Origin of the sequence: Hyunsoonleella sp. 2307UL5-6 (assembly GCF_047345485.1) — a bacterium.
Taxonomy (GTDB): domain Bacteria; phylum Bacteroidota; class Bacteroidia; order Flavobacteriales; family Flavobacteriaceae; genus Jejuia.
The window spans coordinates 358,625-382,459 of the sequence record NZ_JBLFEN010000004.1; the positions used below are offsets into that span (position 1 = coordinate 358,625).

Sequence of the window (23,835 nt, forward strand, 5' to 3'; positions counted from 1 at the left end):
TACTACTGGTATTAGTTTTATTTTTAGGGCTATAACTAACATAACCCATGAAAATGAAATTATCATCATCGTTTTACGCATTAATAATTCTAGTATTTTCCCTTACAGTTATTGCTCAAAACCCTTTAATTAATTTTCCTGCTATTAGTCCAGACGGACAAATGATAGCCTTTAATTATCAAGGTGATATTTGGACAAGCACTATAACAGGACAAAATGCTAAACGGCTCACGGTACACGAGGCTTACGATACTAAACCTGTTTGGAGTGCCGATGGTGCTTCAATTGCTTTTATAAGTGAGCGTTTTGGTAATAATGATGTGTTTGTAATGCCAGCTTCTGGCGGTATGCCTAAACGTATCACATACCATTCCGCATCTGATATAATAACCGATTATACAGCTGATGGTAATATTATATTTTCTACAAGACGAAATTTTGTGCAAGTAGAGCGTGAATTTGAAACGCATATTATTAGCCAAAATGGAGGCACACCAAAGCGTTATTTGGATGCTACGGGTTATGATGCTGCAATTTCTCCCAACGGTAAGTTTGTGGTTTTTGTAAAAGGCAGTTGTAGGTTAGAAAGAGAAGCGTACCGTGGGCCTGCTAATAGAGATATTTGGCTTTACACTATTAAAACTGATAGTTATACCAAATTAACGGATTATGATGGAAACGATTTCTATCCGCAATGGGGAGATGATAACACTATATATTTTCAATCTTCAAGATCTGGTAAGTACAATATTCATAAACTTAGTATAAGCGAGAGTGGAACAAAGCAGGGTGATATTTCGCAAATCACTAGTTTTTCTGATATGGGTATTTTTTCATTTCAAATCAGTAAAAACGGAAAAGATATTGTAGCTGTTAAAGGGAACGACGTATTTGTAATTAATGCTATAACTAAAAATCAAAAGGCAGTAAGCATAACTATAAATTCTGATTACAGGTTCGATCCTGTGGTGCATAAAACATATAGTGGAGATGTTAATGCTATTGCTATTTCTCCAAACGGTGCCTATGCCGCTATAAATATACGTGGAGAATTGTTTGTTCGTGAAACTTCAAAAGATAAAAAACGCACCGTGAACTTAACAAAATCATCTTATAGAGATACAGATGCTACGTGGTTAAATGATAGTACGTTGCTTTTTATTTCAGATAGAGCAGGGCAAAAGGATATATATTTAGTAAAATCTGATAATAACAATGAAGGTGATATTTTTAAAACATTAAAGCATAAGGTTGAAAGATTAACTAAAACTTCAGGTAACGAAGATAATTTGGTACTGTCTCCTGATGGCAAATCGATGGCGTATACTCTTGGAAGAGGGAAATTGGTTGTTGCTAATATTAATAATAAAGGGCAACTCTCTAATAAAAAGACACTTTTAGATGGTTGGGCAACAGCAAACGGCGTATCATGGTCTCCAGATTCTAAATGGTTAGCCTACAGTTTAAGTGATTTAGATTTTAATGCTGAAATTTATATTCATAAAGCTGATAATAGTACAAAACCTGTAAATATTTCGATGCATCCTAAACAAGATCGCGGACCAGTTTGGAGCCCCGATGGAAAAAAACTTATGTTTTCTTCTAACAGAAATAATAGTGATTACGATGTGTGGTTTACGTGGTTAACAAAAGCCGATTGGGAAAAAACAACCGAAGATTGGGAAGAAGCGACGGATGATGAAAAGTTAAAAAAAGAAGAAAAGAAAGCTGATAAAAAAGGAGAAGAAGATAAAAAAGAAAAAACACCTAAAGTAAAACCGATTACTATAAATTTTGATGATATCCATGAGCGTCAAGTGCAAGTTACGGCATTTACTGGCGGAGAATTTGGTCAGTTATTTTCAAAAGATTCTAAAACTATTTATTATACTACAGGAAATGGGAGTAGAGGTGATGCAGAAACAACATCAGACTTATTTAAAATAAAATGGAACGGTAAAGATAAAAAGGCGTTAACCACTAGTAATGCAAGACCTTCTAATATTACTACCAATAATAAAATATCTAAGCTTTATCTTACTAAAGGCGGTAGCTTATCAAGCTTAAACATGTCAAACGATAAAATGGAGTCATTATCATTTTCGGCCAAAATGGATATTGACTATAATGTAGAGTCTCAGCAAATATTTAATGAAGCTTGGAAAGCGATAAACGATGGATTTTACGACCCTGATTTTCATGGTCAGAATTGGGAAACTCTAAGAGCAACATATGAGCCTTTAGCTTTAAATGCCTCTACACGTGATGATTTTCAAACTATATTTAATTGGATGCTAGGGCAAATTAACGCAAGCCACATGGGGTTATATCGCGTAGAAACAAGAGAAGATGTGCAACGAGAACGCACAGGATTATTAGGTATAGAACTAGAACCCTTAGCTAGCGGAAATTTAAAAGTAATATCTGTTGTACCGAGAATGCCAGGAGATAGAAGTGCTAGTCAAATTTTTGTAGGTGATGTAATTACTGCTGTAAATGGAAACAGCTTAGACAGCTCTACAAATATATATGAGTTTTTAGAAGGTACTGTAAATGAGAAAATATATTTAGAGGTGAGTCGTAGAGGCGTTTCAAAAGAAATTATTATCCGTCCAAAATCGAGTAACCGAGCAGAGAATTATAATGCTTGGGTTAAAGCAAGAAAGCGATTAACGGATACCTATTCAAATGGGAGATTAGGGTATATTCATATTCAAGGCATGAATTGGACAAGCTTTGAGCGTTTTGAGCGCGAGTTAACTGCAGCAGGATTAGGTAAAGAAGGTATAGTAATAGATGTGCGTTTTAATGGTGGTGGTTGGACTACAGATTATTTAATGGCAGTTTTAAACGTGAAACAACATGCGTATACTGTACCAAGAGGTGCAGCAAAAAATTTAAAGAAAGAACAAATAAAATTCGTTAACCATTACCCGTATAGCGAGCGTTTACCATTGGCATCGTGGACAAAACCATCCATAGCACTTTGTAACCAAAATAGTTATTCTAACGCTGAGATATTTTCTCATGCGTATAAAACTTTAAATCTTGGTACTTTGGTTGGTACACCCACGTTTGGTGCAGTAATTTCTACTGGCGGTACGGGTTTAATAGATGGCTCTTATGTAAGAATGCCGTTTAGGGGTTGGTATGTAAAAGCAACACAATCTAATATGGAATTGGGGCCAGCAGTTCCAGATATTATAGTGAATAATAATCCAGATGATAAAGCAAAACAACGTGATACGCAGCTTAAAAAAGCGGTAGATGAATTATTAAGCCAATTAAAATAGTATATTGAAGAAACTATTTTAATTTGAAAAAATTATTTAAAAATATTGGTCCTGGGCCACTGGTAGCAGCAGCTTTTATTGGCCCTGGTACAGTTACTGTATGTACGCTATCTGGTGTGCAATTTGGCTACGCATTACTTTGGGCCATGGTATTATCAATTATTGCTACTGTAGTATTACAGGAAATGACTGCACGATTAGGATTGGTGACTCAAAAAGGATTATCCGAAGTTATACGCGAAGAGCTTAAAACACCTTTGGTTAAATATTTTGCTATTGCTTTAATAATATCGGCAATAGTTATAGGTAATGCAGCTTACGAAGGTGGTAATATAAGCGGCGGTGTTTTAGGTTTAGAGACCTTATTTGGAACACTGTCATTTTCTATTGGTAGTATGCAATTCAATGTGTTTAGTATTGTTATAGGTATTATTGCTTTTATATTACTTTATATTGGCAATTATAAAATAATAGAGCGTGTGTTAATAGCATTGGTAATTGTAATGAGTTTAGCATTTTTATCGGCTGCTATTTTAACTAAACCTAGTATATCTCAATTATTTAAAGGTATGTTTGTACCTCAATTTCCAAAAGGTAGTACATTATTAATTATTGCTTTAATTGGTACAACCGTTGTGCCGTATAATTTGTTTTTACATGCATCTTTAGTTAAAGAAAAATGGCATGATGTAAAGGATTTAAAACATGCGAGAACAGATACATTTTTAGCAATTGTTTTAGGAGGTTTAGTATCTATAAGTATTATAGTGTCTGCTACCGCAATACAAAGTGATACCATTACTAATGCAGCAGATTTAGCTTTGGGTTTAGAGCCTTTATTTGGTAGTGCTTCCAAATATGTTTTAGCAATAGGTTTGTTCGCAGCAGGAATTACAAGTGCTATAACGGCACCTTTGGCAGCAGCTTATGTAGCATCAGGCTGCTTTGGTTGGGGTACTAATCTAAAATCTATTAAGTTTAGAAGCGTTTGGGTATTAATTTTAGTCTTAGGTGTTCTTATTTCAGCATCAGGATTAAAACCAATAGAAGTTATTAAATTTGCCCAAGTGGCCAATGGTGTGTTACTTCCTGTAATTACTGGTTTTTTATTGTGGATAATGAATAGAAATGCCCTTTTAGGAATACATAAAAATAGTACTCTAAATAATATAATTGGTGTACTTATTTTTTTAATTAGTTTGTTATTGGCAATTACTGCTTTAAATAAGGTTTTTAGTTTACAGTTATTTTTATAATTGCATATAGGTTATATTATTATTAAAGTTTCATCTGTTGTGCATTTTAACAAAATTCTATTAATTCGAGTGAATTTCACGATTGAAATGAGTAAAATTTATATTAAGAATAAGTATTTTCTGATGTGAATTGGTTCTCGGTACTATTTTTTGTCAAAAAAACACTCGAATTAGTTGACTTCTAAAGAGCTGATATTATGTTATATTCTTAACTCAAAATGCTAAACAGGTTAAGATTATATAAATATATTATAAAAAAAGGTTGTGTTACACTGAGTAACACAACCTTTTAAATAACATCAAAATTTTTAGTTATAGTTTAGTATCTAATGATTTATTTGATAATCAATTTGGATGTATATCTATTATCAAATTTATCTGTAGCAGTTACAAGGTACATACCCGATTTAAAAGCACTACCTTTTCTTAACTCCAAATTTTCATTATCAGTAGTAATTTTATATATAGTTTTACCTAGTAGATCGCTTATAACTACATCAGTTTCACCCATACCTTTGAGTCTAATATTAAATACATCTGAAACAGGGTTAGGAAATATAGAAAGCTCTTTGGTAAGTGTTAATTCATCTTTGTCTAATTTAGGAAGAGGTTTAGCTTCTCCTTTTAGTTTTTCTTGTTTACCATATTTGTAAAACCCAAAGACATCAAATTCTTTTAATGAAATATGATTGTAGGGATTACCTAGAGATTGTACTGAAATCCATCGGGCTGTTCTATTTACAGATATCTCCTGTGTGTAGTAATCAATTTTAGCATCTTTTGCTATGTACCAACCACCACCATTGTTTACCCAAATACGAACATTGTATGCATATGCTTGGTCAAAATGTAATTTTATTTTTCCAATATCATAATGTCCTTGTAAATCATATGCCATATATGGATTGACTGTATTTGCTTGAGATGCCCAACGTGTGTTTAAATTATTATCATTAGCTCTACTATTTTGGTAACCAGGCCAATCTCCACTAGACCATGTGTATTTCCCAGGACTTATTTCTGGCCAGTTAGTACTACCGCTGTTGTTGCCACCGTTATTACTACCTCCACTACTTGAAAATCTTGCATCCAGGTCAAATTTAACATTTATATTACTGCCACTAAAAGCACCAAATGCTTCTACGCAATAGGATATTTCAAATAAATTATCAATACGACTTACTCTGGTAGCAGATAACATATTATCAAAGTGTACCTGCATGTTTAATGTTCTAGTACTTGTTTTAGCTACAGATGATCTTCTTACACATTTTATTTGTGTGAAGTTTACAACATTATTATATACTGAACCTTGATTAACTATGTCTTTAATATAAACATCATAAGTTCCTCCTGCATCTTCATATGAAAAACCTTGTACTTTATCCATACCGAAAGTAGGATGTTCTATATCGTTATGCCCTTGCACTACATACCATTCTACTACACCGTTTCTAGCACCACCAATAAAACTGTTATTGTTAGAATTGCCATTTCTCCACCACCCATACGCGCCATGATATACATTGTTGGCAGAACTTTTATTGTTTTCTGAAAATGATATAGTATAACTTAATCTGTCATTTATTTGGGGGTTTCGTCTTTTAGATTCTCTCAATAAAACGTTACCTACATTTCCATTTATTTCTCCATTAATAATTTTTAATTCGTTATTGCCAGCACTTGTAGCAGTTAAACAACCTACACCACCAGACGTGGATTTAAATACTTCAAAGGTTGTGTTTTGGTTATCATTAAGGTTTGCTGCATTTGATGGTGAAGCTTGAACATTACTACAGTATCTTTGAGAATAGGAATTAAATGTTACTAAAAAGATAACAGCTATAATGTATAGCGAAATATTTGATTTATTTATATTAAATGTTTTCATAATTTGTTTTGTTATTAAATTAAGTACTATTAATAAAGCAGTTTATGTACTAAAATATAAAACCGTATTACATCACATGAAGTATGTAACATAACGTCTATTTTAGTATTTATTAAGGCTTTATTAAGTCACATTTTATTTGTGAAAATAAGTTGTATTAAGAATAATACAAATGTCTAAACTAGTTTTGATTTAGCTTTACAATATTAAGTTTGTAGTTTTAATATGAGATATCTTAATAACTTAGATAGTTATCACATAAATCCTATTGTTGGTCTCAAAATATTTCACTATTGTAGATACAAATTAAATATATAGGTCATGATATCTCTTTAATAAAAAGAATTGTAAGTTGGTTATATTTACAAGATCTTTATTCAAGAAATAAAAATAGTTTTTGTCATAGATGATTAAATGTTTGGTTTGTAACTTGTTTTTTTTGATGTTAATTTGTGATTAGTTAAAAGTATTATATATACTAATTTACAAGTGGTATAAATCAAGCATTCACTATAATTTTATGAGCATTAGCGAATTAAGTTTAGAATATATGTTAATCGTTCAGATTTTTTATAAGCATAGCTTAATTAGTTTTAAGTTTTTTTATTTGAAGCTTTTTAATAATAAATTCTATTTTAACCCATAAAAACTTATTTGTTCTACTAAACAATTAATTTTTTAATCAATTTATCCAACTTTGAGGTCATTTCACAAAGAATATTATATTAATGATTGTTAAACTTATCTTATAGGCATTAACTTTTGTTAAAAATATGAAAGCAATTTAATTTTACCACAGTGTATAAGTATTCAATAGATATAAATGCAGATTTAGGAGAGGGCATTGGTAACGAGGCGCAACTTATGCCTTTAATTTCGTCTTGCAATATTGCTTGTGGTGGTCACGCAGGAGACGAATTTTCTATGCAACTAGCCGTAAAACTTGCCCAAGCCCAAAAAGTTAAAATAGGGGCACACCCATCGTTTCCGGATAAAAAAAATTTTGGGCGGCTTTCTATGGATTTATCAAGTGCAGCACTGTTTAAAACTATAGAAGATCAAATTAATAGTTTGGTTGCTATTTTAAAGAAAGAGAATGCTACATTACATCATATAAAACCACATGGTGCCTTGTATAATAAAGCAACGACTGATCCTAAAATTGCATCTGTTATAATAGAGGTAATTAAAGCTATACATTTACCTGTGTATTTATATGTGCCTTACAATTCAATTATTGCTAAAATTGCTATTGAAAATAGAATTCCGATAGTGTACGAAGCCTTTGCTGATAGAAATTATAATGATGATTTAACTTTGGTATCTAGACTAAAGGATAATGCAGTTTTACATAATCCAGATGCTGTGTTTGAGCATGTTTTTAGAATGACTTCCAAAGGAAAAGTAAAAACAATCATTGGAAATTACAAAGAAATAAAAGCCAATACCTTTTGTATTCATGGTGATAATCCTAAAGCGTTAGAATTGGTTAATATATTAAGGCATAAATTAGAACTAGAAGGCATACGTATTTTATAAATTATGGCGTTTGATTTAAAATATAAATACTATGGAGCGAATGGAATTCTTGTTGAGTGGCCGCAACGGATTGATGAATCAATATTGAAAGACATTTTAGCCTTTAAATCAAAACTTAAAAATAATAAAGCGGTTGGTACTAAAAATTTACATCATGGGTACGCCTCACTTTTAATTACTTATCAAAACAGTAATTTTAATTTTTCTTCTGAAGTTAATATCTTAAAACAAGTCTATAATACATCAGATATATCAAAAAAGGATAAAAGTGTAATGTGGAAAATACCAGTGTGCTACGATGTGAGTTTTGGAATAGATTTAGAGCAAATTTCAAAAGAAAAGCAAATTTCTATACAAGACATAGTAACCTTACATAGCAAACCAACATACACTATTTTTTTTATCGGCTTTTTACCAGGTTTTTTATATTTAGGCGGTTTAGATAAAGTGCTTTTTACACCAAGAAAAGCAACACCGCGTTTAGCTATCGAAAAAGGTGCATTAGGTATTGGTGGAGCGCAAACGGGTATTTACCCAACTAGTAGCCCAGGCGGTTGGCATATTATTGGTAATTGTCCTATTAATTTTTTTGATATTTCTAAACCAAAACCTTGTTTTGCTCGTGCTGGAGACAGCCTTAAATTTTATCCAATTTCTTTAAAAGAGTTTCACAATATTAAAACTTTAGTAAACGCTGGTGTGTATCAAATAGAAAGTGAGGTATTAAATGATTAAGGTTTTAAAAGCAGGTTTTTATACTACTATCCAAGATTTAGGACGTGTTGGTTGTCAACAATACGGTGTGCCTTTATCTGGTGTTATGGATAAAAGAGCTGCTATATTGGCTAATACTTTGGTTGGGAATACTGCTAATGCTGCTGTATTAGAAATTACAATGAGCGGACCGCATTTACAGTTTGAATGTAATTCTGCAATAGCGATAACTGGAGCAAATATGAGTCCTGTATTACATCATAAACGCATAGGTAATAATCGTTATATTTCTGTTTCTAAAGGAGATATTTTAAGTTTTGGAGCATTACAATCTGGTTTTAGATGTTATTTAGCTATATCGGGCGGTTTTAAAACTCAAAAAATTTTAGGTAGTAAAAGTATGTTTAAGGGTATTACTAAATCATATTCTATAACTAAGAATACTACTTTGACAATATCTCAAAATAGTAAAATACAGCAAGAGCATTTTGCTGGTGTAAAAATTGATGATTCTTATGTTAAAGCTAAAACCCTAGAAGTGTTTCCAGGAATAGAATTTGATATGTTATCAAAAACTCAAAAGCAAAAATTATTTTCAGAATCGTTTTCAATATCTAAAGACAATAATAGAATGGCGTATCAACTTAATGAAACTATAGAAAACGCTTTAGAAGGAATAATTACTTCACCCGTATTACCTGGTACTGTACAACTAACACCATCAGGGAAATTGATAGTTTTAATGCGAGATTGTCAAACCACAGGAGGCTACCCAAGAGTTATGCAATTAACAGAAAATGCAATAAGTAGTCTGTCTCAAAAATTTGTAGGAGAAAAGATTGTTTTTAAGTTAAAAAACTAAAACTTAACTTTAATATCTTTTAAAACATCAAGAGATACTTCGCTTTTTTCAGAAGTTTCCATATAACGTCTGTAAATTTTAGAATTTCGTTTTTGAAGAGTATCGCTTTCTGGTTTTAATATTTTAGAAGTGCCAATTCTATCGGCACCAGATTCTAAATACTTTACAGCGCTTTCAAAGTCTGCTATACCGCCAGAAGCCTTAATTTTAGCATTGTTTTTTACTGTCTTTTTCATAATTTTAACTGCAGTAAAAGTAGCGCCTCCAGAAGCAAATCCTGTTGAGGTTTTTACAAAATCAGCATTAGCATCTACGGCTATTTCACAAGCCTTTACTATTTCATTTTTGTTAAGCTCAGAAATTTCAATAATTACTTTTAAGGTTACGTCTCCAATGGCACGTTTAACGTCTGCTATATCTCTTAAAACAGAAACATAATTCCTGCTTTTTAAATAACCTAAATTTATAACCATATCTATCTCGTCAGCACCATCTTCTACAGCATTTTTAGCTTCAGCAATTTTACTTTCTGTAGATGAAGCACCAAACGGAAACCCTACAACTGTACACACTTTTAAATTTGTATTCTTTAAAAGTTGTTTCGCTATTTTTACATAACACCCATTGATGCATACTGAAAAATAATTATGTGCTTTTGCTATTTTACAGACATTAATAATATCTCTTTCTGTAGCAGTTGGCTTTAAAAATGTATAGTCTATATAGTTAGATAAATTCATAAATAAAAGTAGGTTTCCTTTTAAAATTATTATAAATTAAAATGTACTTATTGGGGCGATAAGATTTGTTGTGAAATTAAAAAAAAAGTACAAACGAAGCGGAGTCGTTCTACATATTTATCAACAGATTAATAAACATTTAAAAGTAAACATTATTATACAACAAGGTTGTTTTATATTCTATTTTTCGATAAACGGAGTTAATGTATAGATTTAATAATTGATAAACAGTGAGTTATGTGTTTTAGTATAAAAAGCATTTTTTATGCTAAATACACTATAAAATTTAAGACGAAGAATAAATTTTAGTTGTTTTAATTGTTTCTTAAAAGTGCATTTATCTATCCTATTATTTTACTTTTTTAAACCAACTGTGCATTTTGAGTTAAAATAAATAGTTTAATGTAGCTTCTGCATAGAGTCCATAATTCGATGACTGAATTTTTTCAAAATGAACAACGTTTTATTAAAATATATACATTTAATATTTTGAGTATAATTTGCGATGTTATTCTAAAAGGCTAAATTATTGACGAGTCTTCTAGATAATAGAAATTATAACTCAAATTAGTATTTTTTTAATTCAAGTATTAATTTACTGAAAATGCGGATAAATGAATTGACGTTTTTTAAGCTTCATTTTTTAATTAAATAGCTGTAATTGTAAATCCTGCTTTTCTTAAAAGGTTAATTACACCTTCTTCTCCAGCTAGATGACCAGCACCAACAGCGAAAAAAGTAGGTTGGTCTGTAGCTAGCGATTTAATTTTAGAAATCCAGTTCTTATTACGATTATTTAAAAACACATCTTGATATTTACCAAAGGAGTTGTTTTTGTCTTCAACTACCATTTTTAGTAATTCTGAAATATCTTCATCACTATATAATTCAAGCATTTTTGCAAAATTTTCTTTGTCGTACTTAAGCTTATCTTTAGCTGTTTTTAATAAATCGTTTATCTGATCTTGATACGGTATGGTATCAAACACTTTTAATTGATCTTCTATGGTTTCTAAACCTTTAATGTCTTCGTCTTGTGTTTTTGCAATTTTAACCAACTCTAATTCATAAGATTGAATTGGACAATCTAACATTTTTGGGTATAACATTGTAGACAAAAAGAAAGGTTTTATGTTTAACATAGTTTTTAAAGGCATTCCTAAATATTCTAAAAAGAAGGTTTCTAATGTTTTATAATCTTCTTCAGAAACAAAATCATTTAAGGTTTTACCGTTTTTCATAAACATGTTACCCATCATTTTTTGTTGTAATCCAGGATCGTCCATATCAATCTCTAATACAATTTGAGTGGTGTCATCTAAAGCTTTCTTTACATCTTCATCAAATGAAGCGTTACAGGTAAGATGAATTGTTCCGAATAGGTATGACGGTTTTTCAAGCGTATTCCCGCTAATTTTCCAGAGTGTAGATTTTTCTAAATCTTGAGCAGTTATTGAAAAAATTGATAAAAAGGTGGCTAATGTGAGTAAAATGGATTTCATAAAGTAGTTTTGTTTTGTAATAAGTAACCAAAACTAATAACTTGTTACAAAAAAAAGCAACGTTTATCTTAAAAAAGATTCACGTTGCTTTTCAAACTAAACCAACCAAATTTTATATTTACTAATAAGTCGTTAGGGTTTTTAATAACTAACATTAAAAATTTGTTATTAAACAAAAAAAGCAGCGTTCATCTTAAGGGAGATTTTCGCTGCTTTTCAAACTAACTAACCAAACTAAACTAAACTAAACTTTATATTTTTTTTACTAAGTCGTTTTGATTTCTAAAAACTAACATATCATTAAAAGCATCTAACAAAATAATGCTATCTGTTGTTACTTTTCCTGCTAAAATCTCTTTACTTAAAGCATTTAGTACTTCTTTTTGTATGACGCGTTTTACAGGTCTGGCACCATATTCTGGATTATAGCCTTTTTCTGCTAAATAGCTTACCGCTTCTTTTGTAGCATCAAACGTTATATTTTGCTGCCCTAACATTTTGGTTAAGCTTTTTAATTGTAAACCAACAATATCAACAATATTTTCCTTAGTTAAGGGTGCAAACATTACGGTATCATCAATTCTATTTAAAAATTCTGGTCTCACTGTTTGCTTCAATAATGCTAGAACATCAACTTTTGCAGCTTCAATTGCAGAATCAATATCTTTAGTTGCTTCAAAACGCTCTTGTATAATGGCGCTACCCATATTAGAAGTCATTATTATTATAGTATTTTTAAAATCTGCTACACGTCCTTTATTGTCTGTTAAATGTCCTTCATCTAAAACCTGTAATAGTATATTGAAGGTGTCAGGGTGTGCTTTTTCAATTTCGTCTAATAACACTACAGAATACGGTTTACGCCTTACAGCTTCAGTTAATTGTCCGCCCTCATCATAACCAACATATCCTGGAGGTGCACCAACCAATCTGCTTACTGCATGACGTTCTTGGTATTCACTCATGTCTATTCTGGTCATGGCGCTTTCATCATCAAATAAATAAGCAGCAAGTGCTTTAGCTAACTCTGTTTTCCCCACACCAGTTGTTCCTAAAAATAAAAAGGTGCCAATAGGTTTTTGTGGATTTTGTAAACCCGCACGACTTCTTCTAACTGCGTCACTCACAGCCTCAATAGCTTCTTCTTGTCCTACAACTCGTTTATGTAATTCATCTTCTAACTTCAGTAGTTTTTCACGCTCACTTTGCAACATTTTAGTAACAGGAATCCCTGTCCATTTTGCTACAACTTCGGCAATATCATCATAAGTAACCTCTTCTTTAATTAAAGAAGTTTCAGATTGTGCTTGTAATTGCTTTTGGAGGTGCTCAAGTTGTTCTTGGGCTTCTTTTATTTTACCATAGCGTAACTCTGCTACCTTACCATAATCGCCTTCACGTTCTGCCTTTTCAGCTTCTAGCTTGTAGTTTTCAATATCTTGTTTTGTATTCTGAATATTATCTACAACCGTTTTTTCTGATTTCCACTTGGCATTTATCTCATTGCGCTGTTCTTTTATATTTGCTAAATCTGCACGTAATGATTTTAATTTCGTTTCATCTTTTTCGCGCTTAATGGCTTCAATTTCGATTTCTAGTTGCATGATTTTACGATCTAGAACATCCAATTCTTCTGGTTTAGAATTAATTTCCATACGCATTTTTGCAGCAGCTTCATCCATTAAATCAATCGCTTTATCTGGTAAAAATCTATTAGTAATGTAACGCTCTGATAATTCTACTGCGCCAATAATAGCATCATCCTTAATACGTACTTTATGGTGTGCTTCGTATTTTTCTTTAATTCCTCTTAATATTGATATAGCACTCTCGGTATCTGGCTCATTTACCATTACTTTTTGGAAACGACGCTCTAAGGCTTTATCTTTTTCAAAATACTTTTGGTATTCGTCCAAAGTAGTAGCACCAATAGCACGCAACTCGCCACGCGCTAAAGCTGGTTTTAAAATGTTAGCAGCATCCATAGCGCCTTGACCGCCACCAGCACCTACAAGTGTGTGAATTTCGTCTATAAACAATACAATATCACCATCACTAGTAGTTACTTCTTTAATCACTGCTTTTAAGCGTTCTTCAAATTCACCTTTGTATTTAGCGCCTGCGATAAGCGCACCCATATCTAAAGCAAAAATTTGTTTTTCTTTTAAATTTTCTGGTATATCACCATCAATAATTCTATGCGCTAAGCCTTCGGCAATAGCAGTTTTACCTGTACCTGGTTCTCCTACTAAAATAGGATTGTTTTTAGTACGTCGGGATAAAATTTGAAGTATTCTGCGTATTTCTTCATCGCGTCCAATTACTGGGTCTAGCTTACCATCTTTTGCTAATTGGTTTAAGTTTTTTGCGTATTTATTAAGCGAATTATAGGTGTCTTCTTGACTTTGCGATGTTACATTTTCTCCCTTTCGTAACTCTTCTATAGCTGCTTTTAAGTCTTTTTCGGTAACGCTTTGGTCTTTTAGCATTTGCGCTATTTTACTGTTTGATTTAAATACAGCTAAAATTAAATGCTCTATAGACACAAAATCGTCCTTTAATTTTTTAGCAATTATAGAGGCTTCATTTAGAGTTTTTCCAGCATCGCGAGATAGCATGAGTTCGCTACCCGACACTTTTGGGAAACTTTCTAATTGTTTGTCTAAGGCTTGTTGTAGTATGGATACGTTTACATTTAATTTTTTTAAAATGAATGGTAATACGTTTTCGTCCACCTCAAAAATACCTTTAACGATGTGTTCGTTTTCAATCTGTTGATGCCCAAAACTTTGCGCGACTTGTTGCGCTTGTTGTATGGCTTCTTGCGATTTTATAGTATAATTATTAAAATTCATTATATGTGTTTTATATTCTTTTTCGTTAACTTTACGTGATGAGTAAGTCAATTACCTTACCAAATTGAGTAGCGTTTTAATTTGCGACAAAATGTCTTGAATTTCCCTAAGAATAATGACGTTTAGTCAGTTGTAAGTAGTAGTTAATGTAATCGACTTATAGTAAATATATTAGAGTAAGCACATAACAGTGGAGCGTTAGGGATTGTAGTGGATAGCCCACAGCCCGACGCAGGAGGTGCGAGGACTTGTAACGTAAAGCCCGACCCTTGGGTAACGCCCAAAACCGTATATACTAAATGTGTAGAATTTTAGTTTATATTAAAAAGAAAAATTAATAGCAACAAAATGGGATTATTAGATAAATTATTTGGAGGCGAAAAAGAGAAGCGAGAGGAAAAGGTTTTACCGTGGATTCCTTTAAACGATTTGAAACAGCTTGATTATATTAAAAAGAAATCTGCTATAAAAACACAAGTTATTTTTAAACATTCAACACGATGTGGTATTAGTAGCATGGTACAGCGCCAGTTTATTAGTGAGTATAATTTTAGTGAAAAAGAACTGGATTTATATTACTTAGATATTTTGAGTTATCGCCAAATTTCTGATGAAGTTGGGTATAAATTTCAATTAATACACCAATCGCCACAACTTTTAGTGATAAAAAATGGAACGTTGGTGGCCAATGCGTCTCACGGGCAAATTAATCAGGTGGATTTAAATAGATTTGTATAATTTTTACTTTTGAATACCGATTATCTTTTTGTTTACGGCACATTGCAACAGGATTTGAATAATGAGATGTCTCAATTTTTATCGCAGAATGCTGAAGTTATTGCAAAGGGATGTATTCATGGTAAACTTTACATTATTTCTTGGTTTCCTGGGGCGGTTTTAAGTACTGGTACTGCAAACCGTGTATATGGTACTGTTTTTAAGTTACAACATGCTTTTAAAACTTTTAAAGTACTTGATGCGTATGAAGGTTGCGACCTAAGCCAGCCCAATACCAGCTTATTTACAAGAGACATTACAACAGTTTTTTTAGAGAATGGTACTTCTGTAGCTGCATGGGTGTATCTTTACAACCAAAATGTAGACCATAAAATACAGATTTTATCTGGGGATTTTCTAAAAGATGCAAACAGCTAAATTTACCGATACTTTTTTTCATAACCTTACAATTGATTTGGATATAGATGTACCAAAACAATTTACCTTTCCGTTTTATTATACACCGCACCAATTAAGTGTTTTAGCTGCTGAGGATTTACAGCGTTACTTAGACACACAAACCGATTTTGTACATAATTTTGGATTGGATGCGAACACTGATGGTATACAAATAGGGAAGATGTTTGGGGTAATGGTGGTGCAAACTACAACCGGAAAGTTGGGGTATTTAGCGGCATTTTCTGGAAAGTTGGCCGAAAGTAATTACCACAAAGGTTTTGTGCCTACAGTTTTTGATACGCTTAACGAAAATGGATTTTATAAAAAAGGCGAAGCTACATTAAACCAACTTAATTGGGATATTACACAATTAGAAAATGCGGAAGCATTAAGGATTGCAAAAGCTGCTTTGGAAGATACGCATAGTACTTTTGAAACCGAGTTACAAGCGTTTAAACAAGATATAAAAGCGAAAAAAACCGCACGTAAGTTAGAACGCGAAAAAGCTTTGAATACTTTGTCTGAAGTGGCATATAAACGTTTAGATGAAACGTTAAAACAACAGAGTATTTATTATCATTTTCGTTTGAAGGATTTAAAACAAGAAGGAGAAGCTAAAATTGCAAAAGCCACAGCTAATTTAAATACGCTTACACAACCTATTGAAGCACTTAAAGCTAAACGTGCTAAACTTTCTGCATCTCTACAAAAGCGGTTACACGCACAATATCGGTTTTTAAATGCTGAAGGCAAAACTAAAGATTTACTAGATATTTTTAATGATGCTAGGGTGCCACCACCTGCAGGTTCGGGAGAATGTGCTGCACCAAAATTATTTCAATACGCTTATGAGAACCAATTGAAACCTATTGCTATGGCAGAATTTTGGTGGGGCGCTTCACCAAAATCTGAAGTACGCAAGCATAAACAATACTACCCATCTTGCCGTAGTAAATGCGAACCTATTTTAGGCCACATGATGCAAGGTTTAGATGTAGAGGCTAACCCAATACAAATAATTACAGAGCATAAAGCAGCACTAGATATTGTTTATGAAGATGACTATTTGTTATTAGTAAACAAACCGCCTGAGTTTTTATCGGTGCCTGGGAAGCATATTACAGCATCTGTACTTACACGAATGAAACGCTATTTGCCAAAAGCCAAAGGGCCGCTATTGGTGCATAGATTAGATATGTCTACCTCTGGATTGTTGCTAATAGCTAAAAACGAAAAAACACATAAAAATTTACAAAAACAGTTTATAGCACGTAGTATTAAAAAACGCTATGTGGCGATTTTGGATGGCGAAATTTCTGCGAAAACAGGTATTATTGATTTGCCATTGCGAGTAGATTTAGATAACCGTCCGCAACAATTAGTATGTTACGAGCATGGTAAACCTGCCAAAACTAGATATGAAGTTGTTGGTGTTGAAAATGGTAAAACTAGAATTCACTTTTATCCTATTTCTGGACGTACCCACCAATTGCGTGTGCATGCGGCGCATGTAGATGGGTTACATACGCCAATTCTTGGTGACGATTTATATGGTGTTAAAGGCGAACGTTTACATTTGCATGCAGAAAAACTCACATTTACGCACCCTGTAACATTTAAAGTTTTAGAGGTCCTTTGTGAAGCTCCTTTTTAATAATTACAAACACGTATTGTGATATTTAAATTGTTGATTTTATGTGTTTTACAATATAAAAGGTTATTCGTCGAAAAACACTCTACTTATTTAATCACTATACATCGTTCTTTAGCTTAAAATTCACAAATGTGTTATCTTTAAGCTATTATTTTTAACCCTACTATAATGAATTTAAAATTACTTTTTGGAGTTCTTCTGTTTAACGTATCAATAGCATTAGCCCAAACAATAGATATTAGATATAATCAGTTAGGTTATTTTAGTACTAGAGAAAAAACTATTAGTCTTAACTCAGCAAGTAACTTTTCACCCCAATCTTTTTCGGTGTTAGATGCTAATGATAATGTAGTGCTTTCTGGTACTTCAGAGGTGGTTAGATTTTGGTCTGATGCTCAAGAATATGTATCAAAAGTGGATGTTTCTGAAATTTCTACAACAGGAGTTTACAGACTTCAAATAAATAATAGTGAAGTAAACTTTAATGTAGGTACTGATATATACGAATCTATTTCAAGCGCAAGCTTAAAATACTATTATTTTAATAGGGCTTCTACAGTTATTTCATCAACTTACGGAGGTGTGCATGCAAGATCTATGGGGCATCCAGATACTAATGTAAGGGTACATAGTTCAGCAGCATCAGCATCACGACCAACAAATACTGTAATATCATCACCAAAAGGATGGTATGATGCAGGAGATTATAACAAATATATAGTAAACAGTGGTATTTCAACATATACACTTTTAGCAGCTTTTGAGCATTTTGATACGTACTACAAGAGTAAAACACTTAATATTCCAGAAACAGGTGGTACGTTACCAGATGTGTTAGACGAAGTAAAATGGAATTTAGATTGGATGTTAACAATGCAAGAACCCGCTGATGGTGCTGTATATCATAAACTTACAGGATTAAATTTTTCTGGTAGAATAATGCCAAATAATTATAATGCGCAACGTTATGTAGTTGGTAAAAGTACTTCTGCAGCACTAAATTTTGCAGCGGTTATGGCTGTAGCTTCTAGAGTTTATGCTGAATATGAGACTGAATTACCAGGATATAGCGCTACTCTTTTAAATGCAGCAGAAGCTGCTTATGCATGGGCAGAAGCTAACCCAACTCAATATTTTACAAACCCTTCGGATGTTAGAACGGGTGAATATGGTGATGGTAATGTTACCGATGAATTTCAATGGGCTGCTGTAGAGTTATTTGTTACCACAGGAAATACTGACTATAGTAACGATATTAACATATTTAGTATTGGTAATGGTACTCCTAGTTGGCAGTATACTGCCCCATTAGCGTTAATATCAATATTACATCACGATACCGTATTTTCTTCAAATATTAGTAATACCGCCAGAAGTACGTTTTTAAATACTGCTAATACGCTAAAAAATGGCGTAGAAAATGGAGCTATGAATATTACTATGGGTACTTCTAATTTCGATTATGTGTGGGGTAGTAACGGTGTAGCTGCAAATCAAGTGGTTTTATTAATTAGGGCTTATGAGTTAACTGATGATGAATCCTTTTTAGATGCTGCTTATGTAGCTATGGATTATTTGTTTGGAAGAAACGGAACAGGGTATAGTTATGTAACAGGGTTTGGAGATGTATCTACAACTTTCCCTCATCACAGAGTCTCGGATGCCGATGGCGTTGCAGCACCAGTACCAGGAATGCTAAGTGGTGGTCCTAATCCAGGAAGGCAAGATGGTTGCTCTGGTTATATAAATACATCGAATGCTGGATCTTATGTTGACGATTGGTGTTCTTACGCTTCAAATGAAGTGACCATTAACTGGAATGCGCCATTAGCTTATGCCGTAAATGCTTTAAATTTCTATCAAAATAATGCAGCATTAAGTACAGAAGATTTTAGTTTGTCGCCTTCTAATGCTGTAGTGATATATCCAAATCCAACACAAGGCCAATTCAACATAAAGTCTTCAAAAACCATTACATCAGTAGTGATTTATGATATGCTTGGGCAAATAGTACACACATCTACCACAACACAATTAAATTTAACTAACTTTAAAAGTGGTTTATATGTCTTAAAAATCACTAATACAGATAATGAAATAGATATTAAGAATATAATAAAACAATAAAAATAAGAATATGTCTAATATCACTATTAAGTTTTAGTTATACATATGTATTTTTAAATTTAAGATTATTTAAGATTAATTCTTCTCAATGATAACGTACCTGTATATAATTAAATCTCATTTCTCACAATTACCATTTTAATTATAGAGCCACACGATTTTAGTATATTTGCAATCTTTAAACTATTAATTGTCAGTATCAATACATATTAAAAATCTATTATAATGAAACTAAAATTAAGTATTACACTAGTATTATTTAATGTACTAATTTGTGTATCTCAAACTATAGATATAAGGTACAACCAATTAGGGTATTTTAATAATAGATCTAAAATTATCAGTTTAACATCAGGTGATAACTTTTCACCACAATCCTTTAATGTTTTAGATGCTAATGATGCTATAGTACTTTCTGGAACTTCTAAGTTGGCTACATATTGGGCTGATGCACAAGTATATGTATCACAAGCCGATATATCCGCTATAAATACCGCTGGTGTTTATACGTTTAAATCTGCTAATAAAGAAGTGTCTTTTACAGTGGGCACCGATATTTATAAATCTATTTCTAGTGCAAGTTTAAAATACTACTATTACAGTAGAGCTTCCACAGCTATTCCAAAAAAATATGGTGGTGTTTATGCAAGACCTATGGGGCATCCTGACACTAATGCGCGTGTTCATAGTTCTGCAGCATCAGCGTCAAGACCTGTAAACACTGTAATTTCATCACCAAAAGGGTGGTATGATGCTGGCGATTACAATAAATATATAGTAAACAGCGGTATTTCAACATATACACTTTTAGCAGCTTTTGAGCATTTTGATACGTACTATAAAAGTAAAACACTAAATATTCCTGAAACAGGAGGTGATGTACCAGACGTACTCGATGAAATAAAATGGAATTTAGATTGGATGCTTACTATGCAAGAGCCAAGCGACGGCGGTGTGTACCATAAGCTTACAGGATTAAATTTTTCCAACAAAATTATGCCAGAGAACTACAAGTCACAACGTTATGTAGTTGGTAAAAGTACTGCTGCAGCATTAAATTTTGCTGCGGTTATGGCAGTAGCATCTAGAATTTACGCAAATTACGAAACAGCACTACCAGAATACAGTACCACGCTTTTAGAAGCAGCAGAGACTGCTTATACATGGGCAAAAGCTAACCCTAAAGTATATTTTACAAACCCTAAAGATGTAACAACTGGTGAGTATGGTGATAACAATGTTGCAGACGAATTTGAATGGGCTGCCGTAGAGTTATTTATTACTACTAAAAAAACAGAATACAATAAAGCTATTAAAGTATCAAATATTGATAATAAAGTACCTGGTTGGCGATATACAGATGGTTTAGCGTTAATATCTATGTTGTATCATAAAACGTTGTTTCCTTCAAACACTATTACTAGTGCTAAAAACTCGTTTTTAAGTACAGCAGATAAAATAAAGCATCAAGTAGAACATTCAGCGATGCATATATCTATGGGAATTGATGATAAAGATTATACTTGGGGCAGTAATGCTGTAGCAGCAAACCAAATACTACTATTAATTAGAGCTTATGAGTTTACTAAAACTAATGCTTATTTAGATGCTGCTTATACTGCTATGGATTATCTATTAGGTAGAAATGGCACAGGATTTTGTTATGTTACAGGCTTTGGAGATATGCCTACTACATATCCGCATCATAGAATATCAGAGGAAGATGGTATTGAGGCACCAATTCCTGGTATGTTATCTGGTGGTCCTAACCCTGCGAGGCAGGATAAGTGTTCTGGTTATTTAAATACATCTAAGGCGGGTTCTTATGTAGATGCATGGTGTTCCTTCGCTTCAAACGAAGTAGCTATTAATTGGAATGCACCATTGGCTTATACTTTAAATGCTTTAAATTTTTATGGGAATACTGCTCCATAAGGTTTTAGGAGATGTATTATTTAAATTTTGCGACGGTAGTAAAGCCATCTTTTTAATTATGTTTTGCGTTTGTCTTTTTGTTGATAAATACGTGTAAGTACGTATAGATTTTTTGGTGCGAAAATTCTAATTTCGCTTATCGAACGATATAGTGCATTAAAACGAAATTGTATCTAAATTATTGGTGCTAAATTGAACTTAACAAAATCAACGATTGACATGAATGTCGTAAAAATGTCGTATTTAAACCGTTATCAAGATGATAGTTTCATAATTAGTTTTGACAAAAAGTAAACGATATTAATTATGAATGAAATTGGAAAAAAAATTAGAGATGTTAGAAAGAAAAAAGGTCTATCTCAAGAAGAGTTAGCTGAATCTGCTAAAATTAATTTGAGAACTATTCAACGGATTGAAAATTATGAAAGTGAACCGAGAGGAAAAACTCTGAATTTAATTTGCCAAGTTTTAGACTTAAATACAGAAGACATTCTAGATTACGGAAAAAAAACTGACAGAAGCTATTTAGCTTACTTTCATTTATCTGTATTATTTGGTCTTATTATTCCAACAGGTAATATAGTACTTCCATTTATCTTATGGGTAACGAAGAAAGATAAAATAATTCATTTGAAGGATATTGGAGCTAATCTTTTGAATTTTCAAATTATTTGGACTCTACTTGCTTTTTTTGTGTTGATAATCGGAGCATTTTTAAAAATTATACATTTAGATATTGGACCAGGAAGTTTAATACTGTCACTATATTTCTGGCTTTTTCTTTATCTTTTAAATATCATTTTACCAATAATCTTTGCAATCAAAGTTAACAAAGGAAAAATAGGAAACTTTTATCCGAACATAATAAAATTAATAAAATGACTGGTGCTAACATCATATTAAAATAATTACCGTTTAGTGCTTAAATAAAGACTACTTAAGTCGTTCTCTTCTACAGTAATGACGTTAATGGGTTTGCCTTTTTGTTGTTTAAGATTACTTCGGTCGTTCTTTCTTTGTAATGAGGCTAATGGATTTGTTCTTGGATTTTTTATGAAAATTCGTCATTGCGAGGACGTAGGACGCGGCAATCTGGTTAATTGTATGTTGGGTTTGACTTTTTGTTGTTTGAGATTACTTCGGTCATGCTTCCCTCGTAATGACGTTAAGGAGTTTGTTCTTTGGAGTTTTAATGGAAATTCATCATTTAGATTAACTAATTTTTGTTTTTAATTTAACTTGAACTATAGATTTCATTAACATTTTTAAAAGTAGATTTATTATATGTTTGACTTAAACAATCAATATACTTTAATGAAAAAATATTCTTATTTATTTATTTTTTTTCCATTTCTAACGTTTCAATCTTATTCACAAACGATTGAAATGAATGGAACCATAATCGATTCAGAAACGAAAAACCCTATTGAGTTTGTAAACATTGGTATACTAAATAAGAATAAGGGAACAATTTCTAATCTAAATGGTGAGTTTAACTTGAGCGTTTCCAAAGCGTTATTGAATAATAGTCTAACTATAAGCCATGTTAGCTATTATACTATCAAAATTGCTATCAAGAATTTTAAAGACCAAACAATAAGTCTTGAACCTAAAACAAATAAGCTATCCGAAGTTATAATTTCAAACAGAAAGAAAAGAAATAGGAAAATCGGAGTTAAAAGTTACAACCCATTATTATGGCTTGGTGCAATTTCTGAAGATATAGACATTATCGAAAATGCTCAAAGGATAAATATTCCCGATACATCTGTAAAAGTAAAATATATAAATATCTACTTACGTAGCGGTTTCAAATCTGACAGCAGTTTTATTAGAATAAACTTTTATAAAAATGTAGATAATAAACCTGATGAAAAGATAGTCTTTGAAAATATCGTTCAGAAAAAAAAGATTGAACCAGGTTGGTTACAAATTGACTTGACAAAACAAAATATTTACTTAGAAGAAGATTTTTTTATTGGAGTAGAATTTATACCAGATTTTAAAAACAAACTTGAGGTATATATTGGAGCAATATTGACCAAGGGGAAAGGCTACTCTAGAAGGAATAGTCAAGGAGAATGGAATAAACTACAAGGAGCATCTACAATAAATGTAGAAATTGAATATTAAAAAGTCTACGCATAATAATGGCTATAAATGCACGCACTCTAAAACTCATTCAAAATTTTCAGCCTAATGTGTATTTGTAAAGTTTAGTTATAACTCACACATTTACTCATATACATAACCAACACGCATAACAAACAACTCCCAAATCACTTTGGGAG

At 32.2% G+C, this 23,835-nt stretch carries 16 protein-coding genes; 12 read left to right on the forward strand and 4 right to left on the reverse strand.

Translation table 11 applies throughout. The features are described 5' to 3' along the window. Positions 1 to 53 precede the first annotated feature (53 nt). A complete protein-coding gene (locus ACKGJY_RS09710; RefSeq protein ID WP_413973684.1) occupies positions 54 to 3,293 on the forward strand; it encodes a S41 family peptidase in 3,240 nt (1,079 codons plus the stop codon). Positions 3,294 to 3,316: 23 nt separating this feature from the next. Then, positions 3,317 to 4,549 carry an Nramp family divalent metal transporter gene (locus tag ACKGJY_RS09715; protein WP_413973685.1) on the forward strand — a complete coding sequence of 411 codons (1,233 nt, stop codon included), beginning with the start codon at positions 3,317 to 3,319 and terminating at the stop codon, positions 4,547 to 4,549. Between the two features lie 334 nt (positions 4,550 to 4,883). Here the strand turns inward: ACKGJY_RS09715 and ACKGJY_RS09720 are convergent, their stop codons facing one another. Then, positions 4,884 to 6,440, reverse strand: coding sequence for a T9SS type A sorting domain-containing protein (locus ACKGJY_RS09720; protein ID WP_413973686.1), 1,557 nt, complete (start codon positions 6,438 to 6,440; stop codon positions 4,884 to 4,886). Between the two features lie 798 nt (positions 6,441 to 7,238). On the opposite strand from ACKGJY_RS09720, the gene pxpA reads away from it, so the two are divergent. From pxpA to ACKGJY_RS09735, 3 genes are read left to right on the forward strand one after another with little or no spacing between them, the layout of a single operon-like run. After that, positions 7,239 to 7,979, forward strand: coding sequence for a 5-oxoprolinase subunit PxpA (gene pxpA / locus ACKGJY_RS09725; RefSeq protein WP_413973687.1), 741 nt, complete (start codon positions 7,239 to 7,241; stop codon positions 7,977 to 7,979). 3 nt (positions 7,980 to 7,982) lie between these two features. Beyond that, the gene (pxpB, locus tag ACKGJY_RS09730) at positions 7,983 to 8,714 is read left to right on the forward strand and encodes a 5-oxoprolinase subunit PxpB (protein ID WP_413973688.1); all 732 of its coding nucleotides are present in this window, start codon (positions 7,983 to 7,985) and stop codon (positions 8,712 to 8,714) included. After that, positions 8,707 to 9,555 (forward strand): biotin-dependent carboxyltransferase family protein, encoded by an 849-nt coding sequence (locus ACKGJY_RS09735; protein ID WP_413973689.1) that lies wholly within the window; start codon positions 8,707 to 8,709, stop codon positions 9,553 to 9,555. Before pxpB ends, ACKGJY_RS09735 begins: the two co-directional genes overlap by 8 nt. On the opposite strand, the gene deoC is transcribed toward ACKGJY_RS09735, so the two are convergent. The 3 genes from deoC to clpB all read right to left on the reverse strand — a co-directional run bounded on the left by deoC (position 9,552) and on the right by clpB (position 14,652). After that, positions 9,552 to 10,295, reverse strand: a complete 744-nt coding sequence (gene deoC, locus ACKGJY_RS09740; RefSeq protein WP_413973690.1) for a deoxyribose-phosphate aldolase — start codon at positions 10,293 to 10,295, stop codon at positions 9,552 to 9,554. The two genes, ACKGJY_RS09735 and deoC, sit on opposite strands and share 4 nt — an antisense overlap. 647 nt (positions 10,296 to 10,942) lie before the next feature. Further along, positions 10,943 to 11,797: a TraB/GumN family protein gene (locus ACKGJY_RS09745; protein WP_413973691.1), complete on the reverse strand. Its 855-nt coding sequence runs from the start codon at positions 11,795 to 11,797 to the stop codon at positions 10,943 to 10,945. A 251-nt stretch (positions 11,798 to 12,048) separates the two neighbouring features. Next, on the reverse strand, positions 12,049 to 14,652 hold the full coding sequence (gene clpB, locus ACKGJY_RS09750; protein ID WP_413973692.1) for an ATP-dependent chaperone ClpB: 2,604 nt from the start codon (positions 14,650 to 14,652) through the stop codon (positions 12,049 to 12,051). Between the two features lie 348 nt (positions 14,653 to 15,000). Here clpB and ytxJ point away from each other — a divergent pair, with 348 nt between their 5' ends. The 7 genes from ytxJ to ACKGJY_RS09785 all read left to right on the forward strand — a co-directional run bounded on the left by ytxJ (position 15,001) and on the right by ACKGJY_RS09785 (position 23,677). After that, complete coding sequence (ytxJ, locus tag ACKGJY_RS09755) at positions 15,001 to 15,390, forward strand: bacillithiol system redox-active protein YtxJ (protein ID WP_413973693.1); 390 nt, start codon at positions 15,001 to 15,003, stop codon at positions 15,388 to 15,390. A gap of 9 nt (positions 15,391 to 15,399) precedes the next feature. Continuing rightward, the gene (locus ACKGJY_RS09760) at positions 15,400 to 15,807 is read left to right on the forward strand and encodes a gamma-glutamylcyclotransferase (RefSeq protein ID WP_413973694.1); all 408 of its coding nucleotides are present in this window, start codon (positions 15,400 to 15,402) and stop codon (positions 15,805 to 15,807) included. Next, on the forward strand, positions 15,794 to 17,482 hold the full coding sequence (locus tag ACKGJY_RS09765; RefSeq protein WP_413973695.1) for a pseudouridine synthase: 1,689 nt from the start codon (positions 15,794 to 15,796) through the stop codon (positions 17,480 to 17,482). The genes ACKGJY_RS09760 and ACKGJY_RS09765 overlap by 14 nt, the downstream gene beginning before the upstream one ends. Positions 17,483 to 17,650: 168 nt before the next feature. Further along, positions 17,651 to 19,609, forward strand: coding sequence for a glycoside hydrolase family 9 protein (locus tag ACKGJY_RS09770; RefSeq protein WP_413973696.1), 1,959 nt, complete (start codon positions 17,651 to 17,653; stop codon positions 19,607 to 19,609). 225 nt (positions 19,610 to 19,834) lie between these two features. Continuing rightward, entirely contained in the window at positions 19,835 to 21,544 is a 1,710-nt protein-coding gene (locus ACKGJY_RS09775) for a glycoside hydrolase family 9 protein (RefSeq protein ID WP_413973697.1), read from the forward strand. Positions 21,545 to 21,850: 306 nt separating this feature from the next. After that, the gene (locus ACKGJY_RS09780; protein WP_413973698.1) at positions 21,851 to 22,426 is read left to right on the forward strand and encodes a DUF4870 domain-containing protein; all 576 of its coding nucleotides are present in this window, start codon (positions 21,851 to 21,853) and stop codon (positions 22,424 to 22,426) included. 504 nt (positions 22,427 to 22,930) lie between these two features. After that, complete coding sequence (locus tag ACKGJY_RS09785) at positions 22,931 to 23,677, forward strand: carboxypeptidase-like regulatory domain-containing protein (protein ID WP_413973699.1); 747 nt, start codon at positions 22,931 to 22,933, stop codon at positions 23,675 to 23,677. Positions 23,678 to 23,835 lie beyond the last annotated feature (158 nt).

What these genes read in the sequence shown, in the direction of transcription:
- ytxJ (WP_413973693.1), top strand. Translation starts at nt 15,001, where the DNA reads ATGGGATTATTAGATAAATTATTTGGAGGCGAAAAAGAGAAGCGAGAG.
- ACKGJY_RS09765 (WP_413973695.1), top strand. Translation starts at nt 15,794, where the DNA reads ATGCAAACAGCTAAATTTACCGATACTTTTTTTCATAACCTTACAATT.
- pxpB (WP_413973688.1), top strand. Translation starts at nt 7,983, where the DNA reads ATGGCGTTTGATTTAAAATATAAATACTATGGAGCGAATGGAATTCTT.
- deoC (WP_413973690.1), bottom strand. Translation starts at nt 10,295, where the DNA reads ATGAATTTATCTAACTATATAGACTATACATTTTTAAAGCCAACTGCT.
- ACKGJY_RS09710 (WP_413973684.1), top strand. Translation starts at nt 54, where the DNA reads ATGAAATTATCATCATCGTTTTACGCATTAATAATTCTAGTATTTTCC.
- ACKGJY_RS09775 (WP_413973697.1), top strand. Translation starts at nt 19,835, where the DNA reads ATGAAACTAAAATTAAGTATTACACTAGTATTATTTAATGTACTAATT.
- ACKGJY_RS09780 (WP_413973698.1), top strand. Translation starts at nt 21,851, where the DNA reads ATGAATGAAATTGGAAAAAAAATTAGAGATGTTAGAAAGAAAAAAGGT.
- ACKGJY_RS09785 (WP_413973699.1), top strand. Translation starts at nt 22,931, where the DNA reads ATGAATGGAACCATAATCGATTCAGAAACGAAAAACCCTATTGAGTTT.
- ACKGJY_RS09770 (WP_413973696.1), top strand. Translation starts at nt 17,651, where the DNA reads ATGAATTTAAAATTACTTTTTGGAGTTCTTCTGTTTAACGTATCAATA.
- clpB (WP_413973692.1), bottom strand. Translation starts at nt 14,652, where the DNA reads ATGAATTTTAATAATTATACTATAAAATCGCAAGAAGCCATACAACAA.
- ACKGJY_RS09735 (WP_413973689.1), top strand. Translation starts at nt 8,707, where the DNA reads ATGATTAAGGTTTTAAAAGCAGGTTTTTATACTACTATCCAAGATTTA.
- ACKGJY_RS09720 (WP_413973686.1), bottom strand. Translation starts at nt 6,440, where the DNA reads ATGAAAACATTTAATATAAATAAATCAAATATTTCGCTATACATTATA.
- ACKGJY_RS09745 (WP_413973691.1), bottom strand. Translation starts at nt 11,797, where the DNA reads ATGAAATCCATTTTACTCACATTAGCCACCTTTTTATCAATTTTTTCA.